Source organism: Robinsoniella sp. RHS (assembly GCF_001029355.1).
Taxonomy (GTDB): Bacteria; Bacillota; Clostridia; order Lachnospirales; family Lachnospiraceae; genus Robinsoniella; species Robinsoniella peoriensis.
Genome location: NZ_JNGB01000014.1, coordinates 15186 through 35677 on the forward strand (window position 1 = coordinate 15186; position 20492 = coordinate 35677).

Genomic DNA, 20492 nt, shown 5'->3' on the forward strand with positions numbered 1-20492 from the left:
CGGAGGAAATCTTATGGCGACAATTAAAGATATAGCAAAAAAATTAGGCATCTCACCCGCCACCGTTTCCAAAGGCCTGAACGGTGCAAGCGACATTAGTGAAAAAATGCGTCAGTCCGTACTGGACGCCGCGGTGGAACTGGGATATAAACCAAAATCCCTGCAGGGCAAAGTAATGCGCAAAATCTGCATTATGGTTGAAGATATGAACTATGAAAATGTAGACCAGTTTGGTTATGAAATTATCTCCGGCTTTGAACAGGCTGCAGTCCGCAACGACTATGAGGTTACGATTGTTCCCACCAACCTTTCTATGCAGACACGTGAGAAATATGATACCTTTATGTTAAAAAATGGCTATTCAGGAGCATTTCTTCTTGGTTTCCGCCTTCACGATGACTATTTGAAACAGCTGAACCATACCAAAGTTCCTACGGCGCTTTTAGATAATTACATTGAAGACAATCCCTGGGTCGGATATGTAGGTACCGATAATTTTGAAGGCATGAAAGGTGTGGTTAACCATCTCGCCGCAAAAGGGCACAAACGGATCGCCATGCTCTGCGGTAACCAGGATTCTATGATTACGGAACGCCGTCTGAATGCGTACAAACATTTTCTGTGGGTAAATAAAATAGATCTTGATTTAGACCTGATTGCTTATGGTGATTACCATGTAGACTGCGCTCCCTTATATGTACCTCATTTTCTGGAAAAAGGAGCAACTGCGATTATCTGCGCCAGCGATTTTATTGCATCCGGCGTAATTAAACAACTTTATAATATGGGGAAAAAGGTTCCCGAGGACATCAGTGTTACCGGATATGATGACCTTCCCCTGGCCAGATATCTGACCCCGGCATTGACTACGGTCCGCCAAAACCGGGTAGATCTTGGTAAAAGTGCATTTATTCTTGTGGATAGCCTGATCAAAGGTGTTCCCATCAGCCGGATTGAAATGCGCCCTGCCTTCGTTGAACGTGATTCCACTTGCTATATCATGCATTAATTATTAAATACGGTAACAGTGGTTCAAAGGTCCTGCGCCCTGTCCCAAATCCAGATTTGCCCGGATAGCCCCGGATAGATACTCCTTCGCGCGCCTCAGGCTGCCTTCCATATTATATCCTTTTGCCAGCTGGCAGGCAATTGCAGATGACAGAGTACAGCCAGTTCCATGGGTGTTCGGATTATCCATATGCTTTTCGTAAAACCAGGTTGCTTTTCCATTTTCATACAAAAGGTCATTGGCAGTCTCTTTTTGATGCCCACCCTTAATCAGCACGGCACCATCATAGAAACCGGAGATCACCCTGGCTGCTGTCTCCATATCGCCTGGACTTTCTATTTTCATCTGACTCATCACTTCTGCTTCCGGTATATTCGGTGTAACCAGAGCAGCCAGCGGCAATAATTTTTTCATGAACGCATCTCTTGCCTCTTTTTCTAATAACGTTCTGCCGCTGGTTGAGACCATAACCGGATCCAGAACAATACGAAATGCTCCATATTCCGCAAGTTTTCCTGCTGCAGAATGAATCAGTCCGGCATCCGGAATCATTCCGATTTTAACCGCATCCGGAAAAATATCCCTGAATATGCAGTCCAGCTGCTGTTCCAAAAATTGGGGTGTACATTTTTCTATTCCAAATACCCCCATCGTATTTTGTGCCGTCAACGCTGTAACAGCGCTCATGGCATACATTCCATGTACTGTGATTGTTTTAATATCTGCCTGTATCCCCGCTCCGCCACTGCAGTCCGAACCTGCTATTGTAAGTATTTTCTTCATTTTGTTGTCCTCTGTCCATTATATATTTTCATTGCTGCACTGCCCACTTCCAGATTTCCTGTCTCCTTGGGAAACCCGGGTCCATATTCTCCAGAGCGTGTCTGAAAATTGCTTTCTGACAGCTGCGCGTCACAGTTTGTGGGAGATTTTTCCCGGATGAAGGGCACATAGCGGGCTACGTAACCTGAATTCGGGGCAAATATGCCGCAAAGTGGGGCGTGCAGATGGCGGGAATGAATTCTAAGACACGCTCCAGGTCATCCTGAAATAAATTCTCCCATAGATACTGCTGAAATATCTGCCAGCCCTGTAATCTCTTCCCAATCCTTTTTGGAACTTTCATCATAGAGAGCCGCCACCGGAAATCCCGCCTGTTTTGCAGTCTTAACTGCATGAAGTACGTCTTCAAAAACAAACGTCTTTTCCTTACTCGTTCCCAGTTCTGAGAGCGCCGCTTCATAGATATCAGGCCGTTCTTTCCCCGCCCCTACTTTTCTGCAGGTAAATATTTCCTTAAAATATTTCAGAAGATCTAATCGTTTCAGACAAGTTTTCACCAACGGCTCATCCGTCGCCGTTGCTACACACATGGGAACCCCCTTTTTTCTCAGGCTCTCCAAAAACTCTTTTACAAATGGCTTCCCCTGAATTTTCCCCTGATAATTCTCCTGCACCATTTGATTCACTTCATCCATCATTGTCTTAATATCTTCCCGGAACTGATATTGCTCCTTTATATATCGGGCTGATTCCTCAAAGCTCATATCTTTTATAACTTCATCCAGATCCGGAGCAGGTACTTTCCCTTTCTTTTTCACATAAATACTGCCCATATTTTCCCACATGGCCATGGAATCCAGTAGTGTTCCATCCATATCAAAAATAGCTCCTTCGATTTCTCCTAATCTGCCCATAGATTTTCTTCCACCTCTTTTTTCAGACTTTTCACCGCCCCGGTAATGTCCTCGCTTGCAAATATCGCTGATACCACAGCGACTCCGGCAGCTTTACAGTTCCGAAGTTCCCTGATCTTCTCTTTTGTAATGCCGCCGATCACCACAACCGGAATCGGCACTGCTTCACAGATCTCCCGGATTGTCTCTTTTGTAATCACTTCCGTATCGTCTTTGGTAGATGTGGGAAATGCAGCCCCTACTCCAAGATAATCCGCGCCCTGCTCCCATGCGCTTTTCGCCTGTTCTAATGTTCTGGCGGTGACCCCCAGTATTTTATCTTCTCCCAGAAGTTCTCTTGCTCTTTTGGGCGGCATGTCTTTTTGTCCGATATGTACACCGTCTGCACCGCAGGCAATTGCCATTTCAACATCATCGTCAATTAAAAAAGGCACCTGATGACGCTTTGCAATCTCACCTATGCGCTTCGCTTCTTCCAGAAGTTCGTCCTTTTCCATATGTTTTTCCCTGAGCTGTAAAAAAGTAACCCCGGCAGCCAGCGCTTCCTCTATCTGTTCTTCCAGCGACTGCTCTCCCACCCATTTACGGTCTGTTACTGCATACAGTTTCAGATCTCTTCCACTAACTTTCATAATCGGTATCTCCTTATTTCTTCTTATATTAACCACATGAATCATAGAATCCATGATACATCTGCAAATAATCCTGCAAAATAAAAGAAGTCCTGCAGGAAGATGCAAGACTTGTCCCTGATACTGTTTCCTAAAATCAGGTCACCGGTCGAAGTTCATAACTTCCTCTCAGCCTGTCATACAAGCTCCCTGGATATCGTATCAAGGTTTCATTTGTTACCATATTTAATTAGTTTATCATAGGATTTCGAGAGCGTCAAATTATATCCTAAATTTTTACTTTAGAGCTACAGCGAATAATTTTATCTTAAATTTGGGTTTAGCTGAGGAATGACGCTTTGTAGATGTAGGTAGTGTACGGAAAGATGGGTGTGGGAAACTGGCATGGGCTCCGTCAGCTGGCCGCAGAACTGGTATTTTCTAACCTTTTCGAAGCGCTTTTTGGCAGCACGCGGGCATTCGCTCCGAAATCCTGATGTATTTCGCAGCTCACTGCCCGCTTAGTATCCGATGGGAGCCAGTCGAATACTATCCGCCAAAAAACACTTCGGAAAGGTAAGTAAATACTCAGCTCTGCTCTACGCTTCCTCCGCCCATACCAGTTTCCCACACCCATCTTTCCGAGGTAGCATTCGTTGATACAAAGCTGGTTTTCTCAGCCGGTTGGAACCCCTGGGCTGTGACAGGCTGTTCTTTATTGGATGATGCTCAGTATGTTTGGGCTGTTTGCGTAAAAGAAGATGGAAGTTTGCTCCTTTTTCTGGTTAGAGAATGAAAAACAAATTCCGTTCTCAAGATCAGTTGCTTTACGTCAATCGCGTCCGGCATGCCACAACCCCGGGGGTGCATCATGCTGAGAAAACCAGCTTTGTATCAACGAATGCTATCTCGGAAAGAGAAGGGGGCGGACCAGAGCTTATCTGAAAATTGCTTAACCTGTATTCATGGCAAATATGCCGCAAAGTGGGGTGTGCAGATGGCGGGAATGAATTTTAAGACACACCATGGTGAATTTCAAGGCACTGCATTTATTAGCGCCTCCTGATTAAAAATCCATATACGACAAAATCTTCTCCCCACTTTCCGGTGACTTCATACACATACCCGACTTCTCCTTTTGGGATCATCCATATTTTGTCTCTTCTTGTGGCCAATACCGGCTCACCGGGTTTAGCCTGGTCCTGTCCTCTGTCTTCTGCCTTCCATCTTTGGACAATTATTTCCTCCGGGTCTTTACTGAAAACAAGTTTTAGTTCCTGGGTATCTACGGAAATTTCGACTTCTTCCAGATTCTCATATTGAATTGCCGGTTTACTATCTGCTTTTTCAACATTTTCCGTTCCATCTTCATTGGTAACCGTCCACTCATAAGCCCTGTAGGAAATATTGGAAGAGGCTTCCATTCCCTCCGCCGGAATGTATTGAATCTGCAGCCCCGGCTTCTCATTTGGATCCGGCTCACAATAAAAATTCTTTGCCTGTTCCAGATTGGCAGCAGCGTCTGCCTCACTGCCTTTCTTTACGACCTGCATTTTTATAACCCTGTCGCAAACCATGGGATAAGATTCCATCATACCTCCTGTATAATAGATATCTACAATATTCCCTGTCTTAAGTTCCTCAAAAGAAATCTGTTCCCCATTCAGGTTATGGATTTCATTCTCATCTGTCATGACCAGACTAAATAAGGAATTACTTTCTACATCTGCAAAATAATAAGCACTTTCACTAAGCTGCAAATACATGCCTCGTATCTTTGCCGGTTCACGAGGGACCGCCTCCAGGTCATCATCATCTTCGTCTTCTTTCTCTTCCGGTAAAATCCCCAGCACGGTCTGTGGTTCCTGATCCGGATCACCTTTTCCCGGCTCATATCCCGGCATAATCTGAGCAATCACCCCTATTCTTTCCTTTTTAACCTCTTCCTGCTTTTTTTCACATCCATTCATCCATAATCCGATGCCAATTACCAATACGAATGCCCACACCGCCATACGAACGATCTTCTTACAATTCTTTTTCATTTTTCTTCCCCCTTGTTTGAATTTGTATTTAAAATACAAAACTTTTGTTTTATAAATAAGTGTATAAATTTTCCTCTTCTGTTGCATGGCTTATTAAAAAGATTCACTACAGCAAAATAAATACGGATATAGTAAAAAAAGGTATTGCATTTTATTTAAACGTACAATACCTTTTTTACTATATCCGTATACCTTATTCTCTACTTTATTCTCTACTTTATTTTCCTATATATTTATTATAAAATCTATTATAAAATTTATTATATTTTGACTTGCTGGCTCTATGCCTTTGGATATTCCGTACAAAGTAATCTGTAGGCAGGTTCATCTTCGTCGATTGTTGGGAATCTGCCAATCGGATCGTAGAAACGATTGTCATTTTCATCATCGTTGCACATAGATACTTCTCCCAGCAGCACGGCGCCTGTTCCTTCTTCTACATTGAAATCATGATACATATATGGATAAATGGTAATACTTTCTCCCGGAGTCAGGCGAACCTGGGTTCCGGCAGGTACTTTAAATTCTCTTCCATCGCAGTTGACTGTAACATCCGTATCTGCAAATGCTCCGTCTTCCGTTGAATTATAAACACGGATCAGGACATTTCCGCCGCCGCGGTTGATAATATCTTCCATCTTATTCCAGTGGAAATGCATAGGAGCCATCTGGCCTTCATTTACCATCAGAAGCTTTTCTGCGTAGGTTTTCGTATACTTATCATTTTTTAAATTACCGTTACGGATAGTGATTAAAGCAAAGCCTACTTCATCAAATTTTCCGAGTCCGTAATCTGTAATATCCCATCCCAGCATATTGTCGCGGATTTCATCGTATTCCGCTCCTTTATCTTTCCATTCTTCTGCTGTCCATTTGCAAAATGGCGGGACTTCAAAACCATGTTCTTTGATTAATGCTTCCATGTCTTTAATAACTGCATTGATTTTTGATCGTTTCATATTCTGCCTTCTCCTTATACTTATCCGCGGATCATTTCCGCTATTTATTTTGTTACCAAATGTGTCAAACCCCTCTAACAGATCATTTTAATATTACAAATATTCCTCAATCTGAGCTCTTGTAGGAAGGGAATCAATTGCCCCCTTAGTCTGTACGCAGATCCATCCTGCAACATTTCCATATTCCATTGCTTTTAAAATATTCTCTAAGGCAATATCCTCTTTTTTCTCCGCACCCTGTATCAGGATACTGGATAAAAATCCGCCCCAGAATGCATCGCCGGCGCCGGTAGCATCTACTGCTTTCGCTTTTCTGCCGGGAATCTCGCGTACTTCACCGCCAAAGAAGCATTTTGCCCCCTTTGCACCTAATGTCTCAATTACAACCGTAATTCCATTTTCCTTCATAAGCGCCAGAATATTTTCTTCACCGCCCATCATATCTACTTCTTCTTCCGAAATCTTGAGCAGATCCACATAAGGCAGTACTTCCCGAACTTTAGCCGCACATGCATCAATATCATCATCCCACATTACATTGCGGTAATTTACATCAAAGCTTACCAGCTTGTTGTTCTCATGAGCCGCTTTCATTGCATAGACGGTAGCGTCCACTGCGGTTCCCTGGGACAGGGAACAGGAACCTGCATGTACCATTTTGCTGTCTTCTATATTTGCGTTCTTAACATCATCTATCGTAAGCAGGGTATCTGCCCCCGGCTTTCTTGCAAATGTAAAGGAGCGGTCTCCATCTTCCGCCAGAGTTACAAATGCCATAGTCGTAACGGCATCCTTTGTCAACTCTTCACATAAAACTTCCACATTATTTTCTTTTAAAGTATCTACCAGAAAACGTCCAAAATCGTCATTTCCCATTTTGCCGCAGAATCCGGCCTTTAAACCATTTTTCCCGATTGCAATAGCAACGTTTGCCGGCGCTCCGCCAGCCTTTCTGATATAACTAAACGGCTCGTTTCCCGGAATAAAGTCTATTAACATTTCTCCAACACAAATAACATCCATTTTTTTACCTCCAATTGTTTTAAGGTTATTTATAGTAATATTATATATGTAAATCGCCTTTACTAATTACATTTATTATAATTAATTAAAATAGTAAAGTCAATATACATTTCAACTAAAAAAATATTTTTTAAAATAGCAGTTTTCCTAAAAATGCCTGCTGCAATACCTGGCATGCTCCTCCCAGCAATTGCGCATCTGCCCCAAACTGTGTTTTTTTGATTTCAATTTCCTGCGCATTGTGAAAAAATCTGCGGCTGTTTACTTCCTCTTTCAGGACTGCAATGGCATTCCCAGGCAGATAAATCCCATCATGCCCCAGAAGAATCAGACCCGGATTTAAAATATTTACATAATTTACCAACGCTGCGGCCAGTTTCTTCATCACATCGGCGAATACTTCTTCCACCGCCGGATCATTGCTTTCCCTGCAAAACCGGGTAAAACGGTAATTGTTGTTTGTTTCTCTCTGCAGACGTTCTTCCACTACCGGAGTGGTTGCATATAATTCCAGACATCCTTTATTTCCACAGGTACATTGCTCCCCCTGGTAATCAATGCTGGTATGTCCCACTTCAGACGGAAGTCCGCTCTGGTTTTCATACAAATCTCCGTTCATGACCATCCCGCATCCGATTCCCCGTCCCAGACCCAGAAACAGGAAATCCTTATACTCATTTCCATATCCATATAACAGCTCTGCAAGTGCTCCGCTTTGATTGTCATGGTTTAAAAAGACAGGGAGATGATACCGCTCTGTCAATAGTTCCACAATGGGGATATTTTTAATATCCCAAAAATAGAGGGGTTCCAGGATCATTCCCTTTTTCACATCTACCGGACCAATGGATGCCACGCCGATTCCCAGTATGTTCCTCTCTTTCTTCCTCAGCCTGTCAATCATCTCATATAACTGTTCCATCAGCCCATCGCTGTTGGTCACACAGGCTTCCTTCATGACTCTGGTCTCCCGCCTGATGATATTTAAACTAAAGTCACACATAACAACTTCCAGACGGCTTCTGAATACCAGTACGCCAATGATTTTCGGGCATTGTCCGGATATTTTCAAGCGGATCGGATTCCTTCCGACTTCCTCATTCTGCACAACACTGGTTTCCTCAATCAAATGCTGTTCCAGCATTTCCGATACAATATTTGTAACTGCCATTTTCGTAAGACCTGTTCTTCTTGCAAGCTCTGCCCTGGAAGTACAGACTCCCGTAGCAACCAGCTTTAACATCAGTCCCCTGTTTAACTGTCGGTATGTCTTGCTGTTTCCGCCTTTTCCACCGTTCACACTAATTCTCCTTGCTGATTTATTTCTGATTCTACCCATATTTTAATCCATTTTTCTAGATAAGTAAAGCAAGTGTACCAAGTACAATCAAAATCAGTCCTGTCACAGCCCTTTTCTTTAATTTTTCCTTTAAAACAAAGTAAGCAAAAAAGACGGTCACTAAAATACTCAGTTTATCGATGGGCACTACAACGCCTGCCGGTCCGTCCTGCAATGCCCGATAGTAACAAAGCCAGGACAGTCCTGTTGTAAGCCCGGATAAAAAAATGAATATCCAGGATCGTCTATCTATGTCTTTTATTTCTTTTTGTTTGTGCAGTCCGAAAACTATGATCCATGCCATGATTAATACAACCATAGTGCGGATTGCTGTTCCCAGATTGGATTCTACACCAGTTATCCCAATTTTGCCAAGTATCGCCGTAAGACTTGCAAATACTGCTGAGAGAAGAGCATATATCAGCCAGCCCCTGCCTTTTTGGGTTTTAGCACGGGGCAGCCCATGATCCTTATGTTTCTTCTCAATCATCAGATAAGTGCCCGTTCCGATCAGGCCCATTGCAAGCACCTTGATACCGCCAAGCCCCTCTTTTAAAAACAGAAATGCAAAAAGCATTGTCAGTATTGTACTTGATTTATCAATAGGTACTACCTTATTTACATCTCCCAGCTGCAGCGCCTTAAAATAGCATATCCAGGACGCACCGGTAGCCATTCCGGAAAGGATTAAAAACACAAAAGTTTTTCTGCCGATCTCTCCAATTGTATGAAAAGATCCCGCCACAAAAACCATGAGCCATGCAAAGATCACTACAATTACCGTTCTAAGTGCAGTTACCAGGTATGAATCTGTCTTCTCAATTCCAAGTTTTGCCAGAACTGCCGTTATGCCTGCAAAAAGTGCTGATCCAAAAGCAAATAAAACCCACATCCCACACACCTCCCATACATTCTGATGCCTTTTTATACATTAGTTTCCCGCCTATGTAAAATTTTCTTTATCATTGCAAAATAGCAGGTTCCCGTAACCACCGCACTAATCACGTCTGCAACAGGCTCTGCCAGAAACACCTGGTCGATTTCATATATCAGGGGAAGCAGGAATACTGCGCCAAGATACACAACCTTTCTGAAGGTAGACAATGGTAGTGCCATTTTTGCAATGCCCATACCGGTAAATCCATCCACAAAGGTGTACTGAATTGCTAGTGGTATGATACCTAAAGTATATACCCGGATGGCTCTTGCTGCAAACTGAATGTATGTTTCGTTTTGGGTAAATATCCCTACAAAAGGTCTGGCAAAATTCTGAGCCGTCACAAACATGATAGTAGTAAAGATCAGGCATAAAATAACAATCCACTTCTCCGCTTCCAAAACTCGGTCCGATTTGCGTGCTCCATAATTATATCCAAGTATCGTCTGGGTTCCGGCCGTGATTCCTCCAAGCGGCATCGTTACCATAAGCATAAAGCTCTGTACGATTGTTGCACAGGTAATCAGCATATCTCCCCTGTCCGGACCGCCGTACTTTTGCAAAACGGTATTCAGGGCGATCAGCAGAACGTTGTCCATAACAATAATGATAAATGGTGTTAGTCCTAAAAAGGCAATCTTCCTTATAATCCCAAGACTGTATCCTCCAAAACTGATTGCTATGGGAACTTTTTTCCCAAACAAAAATTTAAGTACGAAACCGCAGGATACCATCTGGGAAATGACCGTAGCAATTGCCGCACCCTTTACTCCCATACCAAAAACGAAGATAAATACAGGATCTAATACCAGATTCATAACTGCACCGATCATCACGGACATCATCCCGACTTTTGCATATCCCTGACAGATGATAAACTGATTCATACCGATGGACATCAGCGCAAATACGGTACCAAGTAAATAGATGGTAAAATAATCATTTGCATAGGGAAAACTTTGCTCACTGGCACCGAACCACAGCAGCAGATTTTCTTTGAGGGGCAACAATATGATCGTCAGTGCCACCGATACCACTAGCAGCAGTAAAAAGCTGTTTGCCAGAATCTGTTTTGCTGATTTTTCATCCTTTTCTCCCATGCGGATACTCATAAGGGGGGAGCCGCCCACTCCCACAAATGACCCAAATGCGGACAAAAGTGCCACGATCGGCCCGCAGATGCCGACTCCCGCCAGGGCAATCTCTCCAATCTGATCAATATTCCCAATATACATACGGTCTACCACGCTGTATAACACATTAATAAACTGCGCCAGCATGGAAGGAATTCCAAGGCGCAGTACAAGTTTTCTAATACTATCTTTTTCTAGATTATTTTCAACCATTTTCTCTTCTCCAATACGGTACATGATCATTTGTACGCACTGAATATTCTATCTGGTTTATGTGAGAATTTCAATAGAATTTTACTTTGTTTTCATACTATTTTTTACTTTGGTTCATTGCCTGAACTGCGTCTCTTAAGAAACGGGCACATCCCTTTACATTCTGGTCATAATAATCCGTAAAACGCTCATCCGCCACATACATTTCAGCTACTCCGTTATGGGCCTCCGGTGTATAATGGCTCCAGGTGTATGACAACCATTCTTTGTGAAGTCCGGCAATTTTTTGTCCCAGTTCTCCCCAAGGATTTTCCTTCTTCTGAACCGCTTCCTCCAGCAGACAGTTTATTTCTTTTCCTGTCATCTGCATTTTTTCATATTCTTCCATGGTCAGATTCATCAGTTTGGCATTACTCTTATCCACTGCTTCTGTTCCATAGGCTTTTCTGATCTCTTCACCATACCGTTTTTCATTTTCCTGTATCATTTCTTTTTTTAAGCCTTCAAATTTTTCTCTGTCAGTCATGCTTCTATTCCCTTCTTCCTTTTCAATTGTTTTAGTAACATTTTTAATCAGGAGATCAATTTGCTGCTGACGTTGTTTTAAAACATCCAGATGTTCCCTCAAAATATTCACCCGGTTAAATGAAACATCTGCAGTGATCGCTTTTATTTTGGACAGTTCCATTCCCATATCTCGAAAAAACAGGATCTGCTGAAGTGCGTCCACTTCCTTTTCTCCATATATGCGATATCCGGATTCATTCACATATGCCGGATGCAGCAGACCAATTCCATCATAATAGCGCAGTGTCCGGGTAGTGATTCCCGCCAGTTTAGCCAGTTTCTGAATGCTATATTCCATTTTCTATCCACCTCCTGATAAATCCATGTTAAACCTTTACGCTGCGTCAATGTCAAGCACTTTTTTCTCTAGGACAGGATTATCGATTCACGTGAGAACAAGCTTAACTGTCTTTCCTTCAAACTTTTTACATTTCGGTCCTTTACAATATCTTTATCCCCCAGTTTACTGCAGAGCAAGGGCGAATCCCTATCATACTTTGCATTATTTTCTAAAGTAAGTTCGTGGTTTAAATTAGCATAACAATATACGCAGCCATTTTTACAGGTATTATATAATCCGATATCAATGCTGGCCGCACATCCACATTCCAGCCTCTGGTTCTTATCCTTTTCCACCTTCAGGGGACAGTCTATGATCTCTGACAGCAGTCTGTCATCAATGCATCTTCCGTGAGCAATACCGAATTTATGAAGATCGATATCTTCTGCACATGTTTCCAAAGCAATTCCATAGCGGGATGCCGCCTTTGAAAATGCTTCTGCCAGATATTCTTTTTCTTCTCTTACTGCCGGCCGGATCCCCATCTGCTTCATCCTGTTTTTCATTTTTGTGTAGAAATCCAAATAGCTGAAGACACATTTATTTGTATAGGGAGCAAGCATTTCAGCCATACTGGAAAATTCCTTTACATGGTACTGCACCGTATAAGTATCATTTAGTATAACCGGATCATAACGCCAGATTACACGCTCCTTTCCGATCATGTCCGATAGGCACTGAAAGCTATTCATCCGATCCTTAAGAAGTGGAAGGTGTTCTTCTATTTCCCTTCCGTAGGGGTTTAACGTATATTGAAAATAATAAGCATATTCTTTCAGTTCATTCAGCCTTTTCAGCATTGGTCTTGGATTTTTGGTCCAGAAAACAATGCCGTCCACTACTTCCGGAGATAAATCAATCCGGCTGATCTGGTGGGCATTCATGGGATTCCTGACCCAGACCTGTTTTTCTTGGATCCGGTTTAAAAACCAATCGGTATAATACGATGGAATATCGGTTCTTCTGCTTGCACTGATTATCATAATCATCCCTCATTTCATAAGTAGTTAACAGTATTTTTATATACTGTACTATTTTATAGGGGATGCGTCAACCTGCCGGGGATAGTAAAAGCCTGGATTATTTACCGTCCAGGCTTTTATACAGCTTATCCATCTAACCGGTTTCTGCGGAACACAATTACAAATCCAACAAGCATTATTGCAAAATTTACCACTATCACCAGTACACCTTCCCAGCTGATCCCTTCCATTTTTTCCACAAAACTGCTGATTTGATGTCCATAAGTAAATTTTGCAATCTGTCCTATCTTGTCATTAAACTTTGCAAGCATAGGTAAAAAAGCAAAGATCATCCCAAAGGGCAGTGCGAGACCGTTTGCCGACGTCATATTTTTGGCATATGCACCGATCGCCATGCCTAAAACAACTGATAAAATGCTTCCTATTCCCAATGCCGCCATAAATTTTACCATTTCAGCCACTGAATATCCTCCCAGTGGTAAAAAGAGCACACCGGTAACCATAGTACAGAGAAACACAAATCCACCGGTACTAATCAGATACTCTATTGGGTTAACGTTGGACATTAGCAGCATTCTCAGTGTATTTTTTTCCTTTTCTTCCGCCATCATAGAAGAAGTTGCTACGATGGGTGTGAATATCCCATGCATAACACCAAAAATTGATATAAAAAATGCGCTATTCCCCATCTGTTTTCCCATGCTCTGGGTCATAACCATTGCAATCACCGGAAATGTAAAAAATAATATCAGCACCTGCATATTATGTGCCGTGTCTTTTATCTGTTTGCTAAACAGTGCCTGTAATACTCTTGCATGTATACTCATAGCAGCCTCCTTCCGGTTAATTCCATAAATACCGTTTCCAGATCCGGTTCTGAAGAATGAATAGATTCCACGCATTCCCCCTGAAAATATTCCATAATTCTGTCCGCATTTTCCCTTGTATTTTTCAGTTTTACAATCGATTTATCTTTACACAGAATTGTGATGATATTCTGGGTATTGTATTTTCTGCAAAGTTCTTCCGGTACCCCGTATTCTACGATTCCACCGTCATTTAACAGGGCTACGTGGTCACAGAGCTTGTAAGCCTCCTCCATATTATGGGTAGTGAGGAATATCGTTGTCCCCTCCTTTTTCAGTTCCTGCAAAAGCTCATGAATTGTCTGTGTCACCGACGGGTCCAGACCGCTTGTAGGTTCATCCAAAAATAATAGTTTTGGCTGATGAAGCATCGCTCTTGCCAGTACCAGCCTCTGCCGCATTCCCTTTGACAATTTTTCCACAGCTTTTTTCTCCGCATCTTCCAGCCCCACACGTTTTAACAGTACACCAATTCTCTTTTTTTCTACTCCGTATATCCGTGCCGGCAACAACATATTATCATAACAGCTCAACCGTTCATACAATCCGCTGTTATCCAGAACCATACCGATCATCTTATAATCTTCTCTGTCCAGCTGTACGCAGGACTTTCCAAAAATGGTCCCTTCCCCCAGATCCGGCTTTAACTGTCCGGTTAAAATTTTAATTAATGTAGTTTTTCCTGCGCCTGACGGTCCCAAAAGACCGAACACTTCTCCTTCTTCTATCTTTAAATTCACATTATTCAAAACACATTTCTCATTGAACGATTTCGATATATCTCGAATTACAATCTCTCCCATATTTATACCCATTGCATATTACAGGCTTGCCTGCAATACTGCCACAATTAAACAGGTTGAAAGAATCACACCGTGGCATCCTTTCTATATCATAATTTTCTTTCAACCTTATACCCATTGCATATTGCAGGCTTGCCTGCAATACTGCCACAATAAAACAGGTTGAAAGAATCACACCGTGGCATCCTTTCTATATCTTAATTTTCTTTCAACCTTATCTGCCCTTCTTCTAATTTTCTTTCTTTTTCTCTTTATAAACTTTTAGCAGTCTGTCGTATTTCTTTTGTTCCAGCTTCGTCTTAATAACCATAAGTATGGTACTGCCAAGGAAGCAGAGACCAAAAGAAATGAAAAAGCCTACCCAAGCCGGCCAGAAATCCAAAGGAAACCACCCAAAGCAGATAACAAAAATCAAAATCACAAGCACACTCAGCACAACCATTATTACCGTACGCCAAAGCATCATGACATTTTGAAATATTTTAGCAGACATACTGATACTCTGCACCAGATTAAGTACAATGGAACACATAAAAAGCTGTAAAATTGTGGTGTTCGCAATCCCTTTGCCCCCCAGCTGATACAGATTTGAAAAATCCATTGACTCTTCTCCCCACAAAGCACCTGCAATCGCAATAACCAGGATTTCCACCGCAAATATGATCATTACCTGAGCAGCAAATTTGTATTTTGAAAGAATTTTATCACTCATTTATTTCACCCCCAACTTCTCTCTGATTGTCCCTGCATACTGTCTGGAAACAAATACTTTTTCTCCGTTATTCATAGTAACCAGAATTCTTCCATCAATATCCGGGCGCAGCGATTTAATCTGATTAAAATTTATAATACAGGATTTCCCAGCGCGGAAAAAATCCATGTCCGCAAGCTGTTCTTCCAGTTCATATAATTTCATCGGTGTCTCATAGACTGCTGACTCCGTATAAAAAAAGGTCTTTTTATCTACGGTATCAATATATAAAATTCCGGAAGTATCCAAAATATAGGTTTGTTTATCTTTGATACCGGTAATTTTATGATCCATCATTTGTAACACGGCAATAATTTTATCTATTTTTTCATTTGCACTTGGACAATTAATTGTAATCTCCATATCACTTAAACTGCTGTCCTCCCTGACATGTATCTTCACCCTTCCACCTCCTGCCGCAAATCTCTCTTTGATCTATTCCCACTATACACACTGGCATTTTTTATTTCAACCTGGTTTTTCTAAGTTGCGGAAATTATAGTCTAAGTTGTATCCTTTTATAACTGCAAAATAAAAAGCCATAGATCAATTACTTTTGACCTACAGCTTTATATTATTTCATTCTTTTCTACTTCCGATAATCCAATGCCGCCTGATAAATAGCCAGAATCTTCTCCGGCGATACCTCATCCAAAATATTGTGGCACTGATTAAAAATAAACCCTCCATCTTTATTAAATATTTCAATTAATTCGCTGCTATGGCGGTAAATATCCTCTGTCCTGGATGTGCCAGCCACAAACTGCTGCATGTCTGCTCCACCTCCCCAGAATACCAGATCTTTTCCAAACTCTCTTTTCAGTCTCACAGGGTCCATACCCCTTGCAGAGATCTGAACCGGATTCAGCACCTGTACCCCTGCCTCAATCAGATCCGGAATCAGATCATAAATAGATCCGCAGCTATGCAGCGCTACCTTAACCCCCGGATAATTATCCCGGACAAACCGGAAGATCTTTTTATGGTATGGCTTTATCATTTCACGGTACAGCTCCGGTGACAACTGAGGCTGAATCTGGTTTCCCAAATCATCCCCGCCAAAAATAAGCACGTCCAGGTATTCGCCCACCCTGTCCAGCATTTTCTGCAGATTAACCACATAGGCATCCGTCATCTTCTCTGCCCACTCATGCACCATTTCCTTTTCCAGTAAAAGATGGCAAGCCCAGTTCTCATACCCAAAATCCTGCTGCCCCTGCTCGAATACACTGCATCCTGCATGCATAAGCAGCGCTTTATCGGTATTGTAATACAATTCTCTCGCCTGAACCTCGATAAATGCCAATTCTTCTTCGGTCACTTCAGGCAATACCAGCTGCTCCTGTAATTCTTCCAGTGTCTCTACATCCTCCAGGTAATATCTCACCGAATCATACAGTGTCCCATCCTTCGGACGTACAGCCAGCAGTTCTCCGGTATTGATGTCATGGATCTCGAAATCTCCTTTTTTATTGACTACGGGATTCAGGTCATAGGGGACCATGCAGGGGCTTTTGTCCGGTAATTCGGATATTTTGTAACGGTCGCCCTTTATTTGAAATGCAGACATAAGCCTTTTAACCTGTACTACGTCCCCTCCCATCCTTTCTAATATAAAATCTTCGGGTATGGCAAGCTGCTGCATTACGTCATAAAGCTTTGTAGTCTCCTGTGGATATCCCAAATATTTTTTTAACCTATTATATGCGATAGCACTAATGCCGCTGGAACGGTGCCCGCCAAAATCAATTGGCAGTACATCGGGCTTCTGATGATTCAAAACGGCCCTGATTCTTTCTCTTGAAGTCATAAATTTCCTCCTGATTCTTTTCTTAATTTTACCCTAGAGCGTGTTTTAAAATTGCTTTCTGGCAGCTGTGCGTCACAGTTTGTGGGAGATTTGTCCCGGATGAAGGGCGCGTAGCGGGCTACGTAACCTGAATTCGGGGCAAATATGCCGCAAAGTGGGGCGTGCAGATGGCAGGAATGAATTTTCAAACACGCTCTAGAGCGTGTTTTAAACTCGCTTTGGTAATAATCCGGGGGCTGGTGAAAATTCCTGCCGGTTTTAAATGATATTCATAAGCAAAATATGCTCCCTGTGTCTCCCAGGCATTATTTCCATACCAATCGTAGGACGGGTTTGAATTGTGCACCGCTCCCAGTGTATTATAACGGTTTCCATATAACCGTATTTCGATTTGCTTTTTCCCTGCATCTCCCCCTTTGAGTTTCACTTCATACGGAGCTGAAATAATGCTTCCTTCTTTCATCCCATCCATATACACATTAAGCAAAGGTGCACTAAAATCATGGATAGAAAGAATTTTATCATCTCCTGTCTGTTGAAAATTACAGAAATACGTTATATTCCCTCCATAAAAAGGAAATCCCTGAGAAGTTATGTCTCCATAACTTAAATGTCCTGGTTTCTTAATTACCACAGCTTTTCTGCCTTCTAGTTTTACTCCAAAATCACCCAGTAAATAAAACGGCTCAAAATCTGTCTGCACTCCGGTTCTCATTTCAATGATTAATTCATTACAGCCTTTTTGTAACAAACCCAACGGTATTGTTTTAACCGCTTCATCTATATACCAACCATCCGGCTGCATATTTACCGGTATATTGTTCCAGATAATTTCTGTATATTGGGGCTGCTCGATCCCCAGCTTTACAGGCATTCCTTCGATCTCACTTTCTATATGAAATTGAAGGGTAACCATATCCGGCCTGTTATTATTTTCTTTTAACCGCCATGGCTGCTCATAGCTGCGTTGATACTTTAATTCTGTCCTTACATACTTCCCTATCCTCAGAATTTCTTCTTCATGGTGCATGTCTTCTCCATTCACAGAAAATGCCGGCATGTCCAGAAGCAAAACATTTGGCTCTTCCAGTTGATAGCCTATGCAGTCAAGTTCACATACAATTTGCGGATGTGTATCTGTATATTTTTTACTAACGTCTGCCCTGCCATTTGTAATACTTTGCTCCGCAGGAATACCATGATATAAAAAACTCATTCCCGAATAGATTTTTTCATACCAGATGGTCATGCCATTTTGATAAACACAATCTACCGGCAGAATATTTCCTGTATTCGTCTCAAGTTTTTCAATTCGATATATTCCCCGCAAATGCACTTCACACGTTTTTCCAGGCAGTCCATCATCCGTAATTTCAAAAAAACTTGGCATTTCATTTTGAGTAACATTACAAAGGAATAGATACTTACCTCCGTCTGCTTCCTCCCGCATCTGATACAACAGATCTTTCCCCCGGCGTCCTGTTTGAACTTCAACTACATCCACATCCCTTACTACTTCAAGTTTATGCAAAATTACACTCTTTGAAAAAGAAACAATTTCTTCCTTGCCGGCAAAACATTTTAATTTTGGGCTACTTTGGGCATCTATATAAGCCCCCGGCTGATCTAAAAAGAGAATTTTTCCTCCGTGTGCTTTAAACTTCTTCAAGTACTCCAGGGTAGTACTTCGCAGTGTCTCACAGCCCGGTATTAAAATCATCTCATAGCACATCTCTCCTGCCTGAAATCCGAAATCTGTTTCCCTGTATTGTTTTAACAAAAGTTCTTCTGATAAAAAATCAAAATCAATTAATCCAAATAAAAGCCAGTCTATTAATTCCTTTAATCGCTCTTCCTGCTCTTCCCTATAAAGCTGGGTCTGATTCATTGGTCCCCAATGCAGCCAATAGCTTTCTATCGGATGAACAACACCTACCCTCACCCTGCTTTTACCTTGGCTCATGGCAAAATTTACCCTTGCAAAGTGGTCCTCCAGAACTTTATATTCCTGATGCCAGGGCGTCTGATAAGATAAGGAAACAGGGAAATCCCTTTTTGCTCCACCTTCCAGTGACATTAGTGAAAGATGCAGTACTCTGTGGGTAACGCCCATAGCTGCCTGCCAGTTTCCCTGGATTAAATGCTCCCGAAAAGTAACATCCAAGTTCATCACCCCATATAGCTCGCTCATGACACCATCCCGGCCATCCTGGCGTGAAACGCTCTGCGCCTGTTTTACAGTTAAATACTCTCTTGCATCACACAAAATATCTATACCAGGTATATGCAGGTACTGATAGCATCTCATCGCCTCACCTATCGCTCTGGTCTGCGACCATAGTGTGGACTCCTCAACGGCATGTCCGGTCAGCAATATATGATGTTCCTCACACCACTGATACAATGTCTGAAAATAAGACTGGGCAAAAATGTCAGAAACGAAATTGTGATAACGGTATCGGTGTACCGACACATTGCTGTCAGGAAGTTCCCATATTAGCTCAGGAATATAATCCAAAATGGAATAACCGTATTTTGCTATGAACTTAATATCAAAATCATCCGTATAGGATAAATGAATATCACATTTATCCATCGGAAAGGGCAATGCCTCTTTATATGCAAACTGTGGTTCATCTGTAAATATCACTGGGACTTCTTTTCCAAATGCACTTCCACAGACATTTGCATATTTTTCATGGGTAGTTTCTGTAAATTCCTGAACCACCCTCGGGTTTAATGTATCCACATAACCATAACCGTTATACCAGATGTCATTCCTCTCGAGCGCCAGATATGCATACCACAAGACTCCGTCATTACATTTATAATGGTCCGTTTCTGTCCTCTGGTATCCTTTTAGACATTCCTGTTCCAACTGAACACAGTATGCTGCAAGAAAATATCCATCAGGATCTTCACCGGATCTTTGGCACCTCTCAAATTCTTCCCTGTCCCTGCAAAAACTGCCGCCTTGCTTCTTCGGAGTAAACAGAAGACATCTGGAAGTATTTTCCGGTCTGGCTATTAATCCTCCTGCCGCACCTGAGGGCCATCGGTCTTCATCGTACAGCCATGTATAAAGTCCTTCCTTTGACAGCTCCTTCTGGGAAAACTGCACCAGTTCCAGAAATTCTTCTCCCAGGTACTCATTTTGCAGGCCATAACGGCTGTGAATGTCCGCACCGCCAAACCCCATTTCTTTAAAAATCCGGACATCACGCTCTATCTTATTTTTATCCACAAAGCAGTTCCATGACCAGAAAGGGACACCTCTGTACCATGCAGGCGGATTTTCAAAAACCTTCCTGCTAAATTCCGTTTCTCTTATTTTATCCATAAAATTCCCCCCAAATATTCTTAAAGCAGCCGGCAAAAGCATCTACCGGCCGCCTTTTTGCAGTTC

21 protein-coding genes and 2 pseudogenes are annotated in these 20492 nt (G+C 42.1%); 4 read left to right on the forward strand and 19 right to left on the reverse strand.

The window, feature by feature from the left end:
* Positions 1–13 precede the first annotated feature (13 nt).
* Entirely contained in the window at positions 14–1009 is a 996-nt protein-coding gene (locus RHS_RS07390; protein WP_044294636.1) for a LacI family DNA-binding transcriptional regulator, read from the forward strand.
* A gap of 3 nt (positions 1010–1012) precedes the next feature.
* On the opposite strand, the gene thiD is transcribed toward RHS_RS07390, so the two are convergent.
* Genes thiD through thiE form a run of 4 tightly spaced genes read right to left on the reverse strand, consistent with a single transcriptional unit; the run spans position 1013 to position 3338 of the window.
* On the reverse strand, positions 1013–1792 hold the full coding sequence (gene thiD, locus RHS_RS07395) for a bifunctional hydroxymethylpyrimidine kinase/phosphomethylpyrimidine kinase (protein ID WP_047832793.1): 780 nt from the start codon (positions 1790–1792) through the stop codon (positions 1013–1015).
* On the reverse strand, positions 1789–2031 hold the full coding sequence (locus RHS_RS30465) for a DUF6783 domain-containing protein (protein ID WP_395021720.1): 243 nt from the start codon (positions 2029–2031) through the stop codon (positions 1789–1791). Before RHS_RS30465 ends, thiD begins: the two co-directional genes overlap by 4 nt.
* An 18-nt stretch (positions 2032–2049) precedes the next feature.
* Entirely contained in the window at positions 2050–2706 is a 657-nt protein-coding gene (locus RHS_RS07400; protein ID WP_047832794.1) for an HAD family phosphatase, read from the reverse strand.
* Positions 2694–3338, reverse strand: coding sequence for a thiamine phosphate synthase (gene thiE, locus RHS_RS07405; RefSeq protein WP_044294640.1), 645 nt, complete (start codon positions 3336–3338; stop codon positions 2694–2696). The genes RHS_RS07400 and thiE overlap by 13 nt, the downstream gene beginning before the upstream one ends.
* A gap of 353 nt (positions 3339–3691) precedes the next feature.
* Between thiE and RHS_RS30470 the strand changes: the two genes are divergently transcribed.
* Both RHS_RS30470 and RHS_RS07410 read left to right on the forward strand, forming a co-directional pair.
* Positions 3692–3814 (forward strand): hypothetical protein, encoded by a 123-nt coding sequence (locus tag RHS_RS30470; RefSeq protein WP_395021698.1) that lies wholly within the window; start codon positions 3692–3694, stop codon positions 3812–3814.
* Positions 3815–4218: 404 nt separating this feature from the next.
* On the forward strand, positions 4219–4383 hold the full coding sequence (locus tag RHS_RS07410; RefSeq protein WP_395021722.1) for a DUF6783 domain-containing protein: 165 nt from the start codon (positions 4219–4221) through the stop codon (positions 4381–4383).
* Here the strand turns inward: RHS_RS07410 and RHS_RS07415 are convergent.
* From RHS_RS07415 to RHS_RS30475, 14 genes and pseudogenes are all read right to left on the reverse strand, one after another.
* Positions 4370–5362 carry a hypothetical protein gene (locus tag RHS_RS07415; protein WP_047832795.1) on the reverse strand — a complete coding sequence of 331 codons (993 nt, stop codon included), beginning with the start codon at positions 5360–5362 and terminating at the stop codon, positions 4370–4372. The two genes, RHS_RS07410 and RHS_RS07415, sit on opposite strands and share 14 nt — an antisense overlap.
* A gap of 281 nt (positions 5363–5643) precedes the next feature.
* Positions 5644–6321: a D-lyxose/D-mannose family sugar isomerase gene (locus RHS_RS07420; protein WP_027296363.1), complete on the reverse strand. Its 678-nt coding sequence runs from the start codon at positions 6319–6321 to the stop codon at positions 5644–5646.
* Between the two features lie 93 nt (positions 6322–6414).
* Positions 6415–7344, reverse strand: a complete 930-nt coding sequence (locus tag RHS_RS07425; RefSeq protein ID WP_044289710.1) for a carbohydrate kinase — start codon at positions 7342–7344, stop codon at positions 6415–6417.
* 130 nt (positions 7345–7474) lie between these two features.
* A complete protein-coding gene (locus tag RHS_RS07430) occupies positions 7475–8644 on the reverse strand; it encodes an ROK family protein (protein WP_161597414.1) in 1170 nt (389 codons plus the stop codon).
* 55 nt (positions 8645–8699) lie between these two features.
* Positions 8700–9575, reverse strand: a complete 876-nt coding sequence (locus RHS_RS07435) for an EamA family transporter (RefSeq protein ID WP_047832797.1) — start codon at positions 9573–9575, stop codon at positions 8700–8702.
* 32 nt (positions 9576–9607) lie between these two features.
* Positions 9608–10966, reverse strand: coding sequence for an MATE family efflux transporter (locus RHS_RS07440; RefSeq protein WP_047832798.1), 1359 nt, complete (start codon positions 10964–10966; stop codon positions 9608–9610).
* Positions 10967–11063: 97 nt separating this feature from the next.
* Positions 11064–11831, reverse strand: a complete 768-nt coding sequence (locus tag RHS_RS07445) for a MerR family transcriptional regulator (RefSeq protein WP_047832799.1) — start codon at positions 11829–11831, stop codon at positions 11064–11066.
* A gap of 68 nt (positions 11832–11899) precedes the next feature.
* Positions 11900–12856: a DUF1848 family protein gene (locus RHS_RS07450; protein ID WP_047832800.1), complete on the reverse strand. Its 957-nt coding sequence runs from the start codon at positions 12854–12856 to the stop codon at positions 11900–11902.
* Positions 12857–12981: 125 nt separating this feature from the next.
* On the reverse strand, positions 12982–13683 hold the full coding sequence (locus tag RHS_RS07455; RefSeq protein ID WP_395021702.1) for an ABC transporter permease: 702 nt from the start codon (positions 13681–13683) through the stop codon (positions 12982–12984).
* Positions 13680–14462 carry an ABC transporter ATP-binding protein gene (locus RHS_RS07460; RefSeq protein ID WP_395021724.1) on the reverse strand — a complete coding sequence of 261 codons (783 nt, stop codon included), beginning with the start codon at positions 14460–14462 and terminating at the stop codon, positions 13680–13682. Before RHS_RS07460 ends, RHS_RS07455 begins: the two co-directional genes overlap by 4 nt.
* Before the next feature lie 292 nt (positions 14463–14754).
* A complete protein-coding gene (locus tag RHS_RS07465) occupies positions 14755–15237 on the reverse strand; it encodes a hypothetical protein (RefSeq protein ID WP_027296355.1) in 483 nt (160 codons plus the stop codon).
* Positions 15238–15678 carry a LytTR family DNA-binding domain-containing protein gene (locus RHS_RS07470; protein WP_027296354.1) on the reverse strand — a complete coding sequence of 147 codons (441 nt, stop codon included), beginning with the start codon at positions 15676–15678 and terminating at the stop codon, positions 15238–15240. It abuts the gene before it with no gap.
* A gap of 187 nt (positions 15679–15865) precedes the next feature.
* The gene (locus tag RHS_RS07475) at positions 15866–17086 is read right to left on the reverse strand and encodes a uroporphyrinogen decarboxylase family protein (RefSeq protein WP_047832801.1); all 1221 of its coding nucleotides are present in this window, start codon (positions 17084–17086) and stop codon (positions 15866–15868) included.
* Positions 17083–17214, reverse strand: a pseudogene (locus tag RHS_RS30475) (DUF6783 domain-containing protein); the annotation flags it as partial. The gene RHS_RS07475 and the pseudogene RHS_RS30475, both read right to left, overlap by 4 nt.
* Here RHS_RS30475 and RHS_RS30480 point away from each other — a divergent pair.
* Positions 17152–17352 (forward strand): annotated as a pseudogene (locus RHS_RS30480) (DUF6783 domain-containing protein). The pseudogenes RHS_RS30475 and RHS_RS30480 overlap by 63 nt on opposite strands.
* On the opposite strand, the gene RHS_RS07480 reads toward RHS_RS30480, so the two are convergent.
* Positions 17271–20426 (reverse strand): glycosyl hydrolase, encoded by a 3156-nt coding sequence (locus tag RHS_RS07480; protein ID WP_047832824.1) that lies wholly within the window; start codon positions 20424–20426, stop codon positions 17271–17273. The pseudogene RHS_RS30480 and the gene RHS_RS07480 overlap by 82 nt on opposite strands.
* Between the last annotated feature and the right edge of the window lie 66 nt (positions 20427–20492).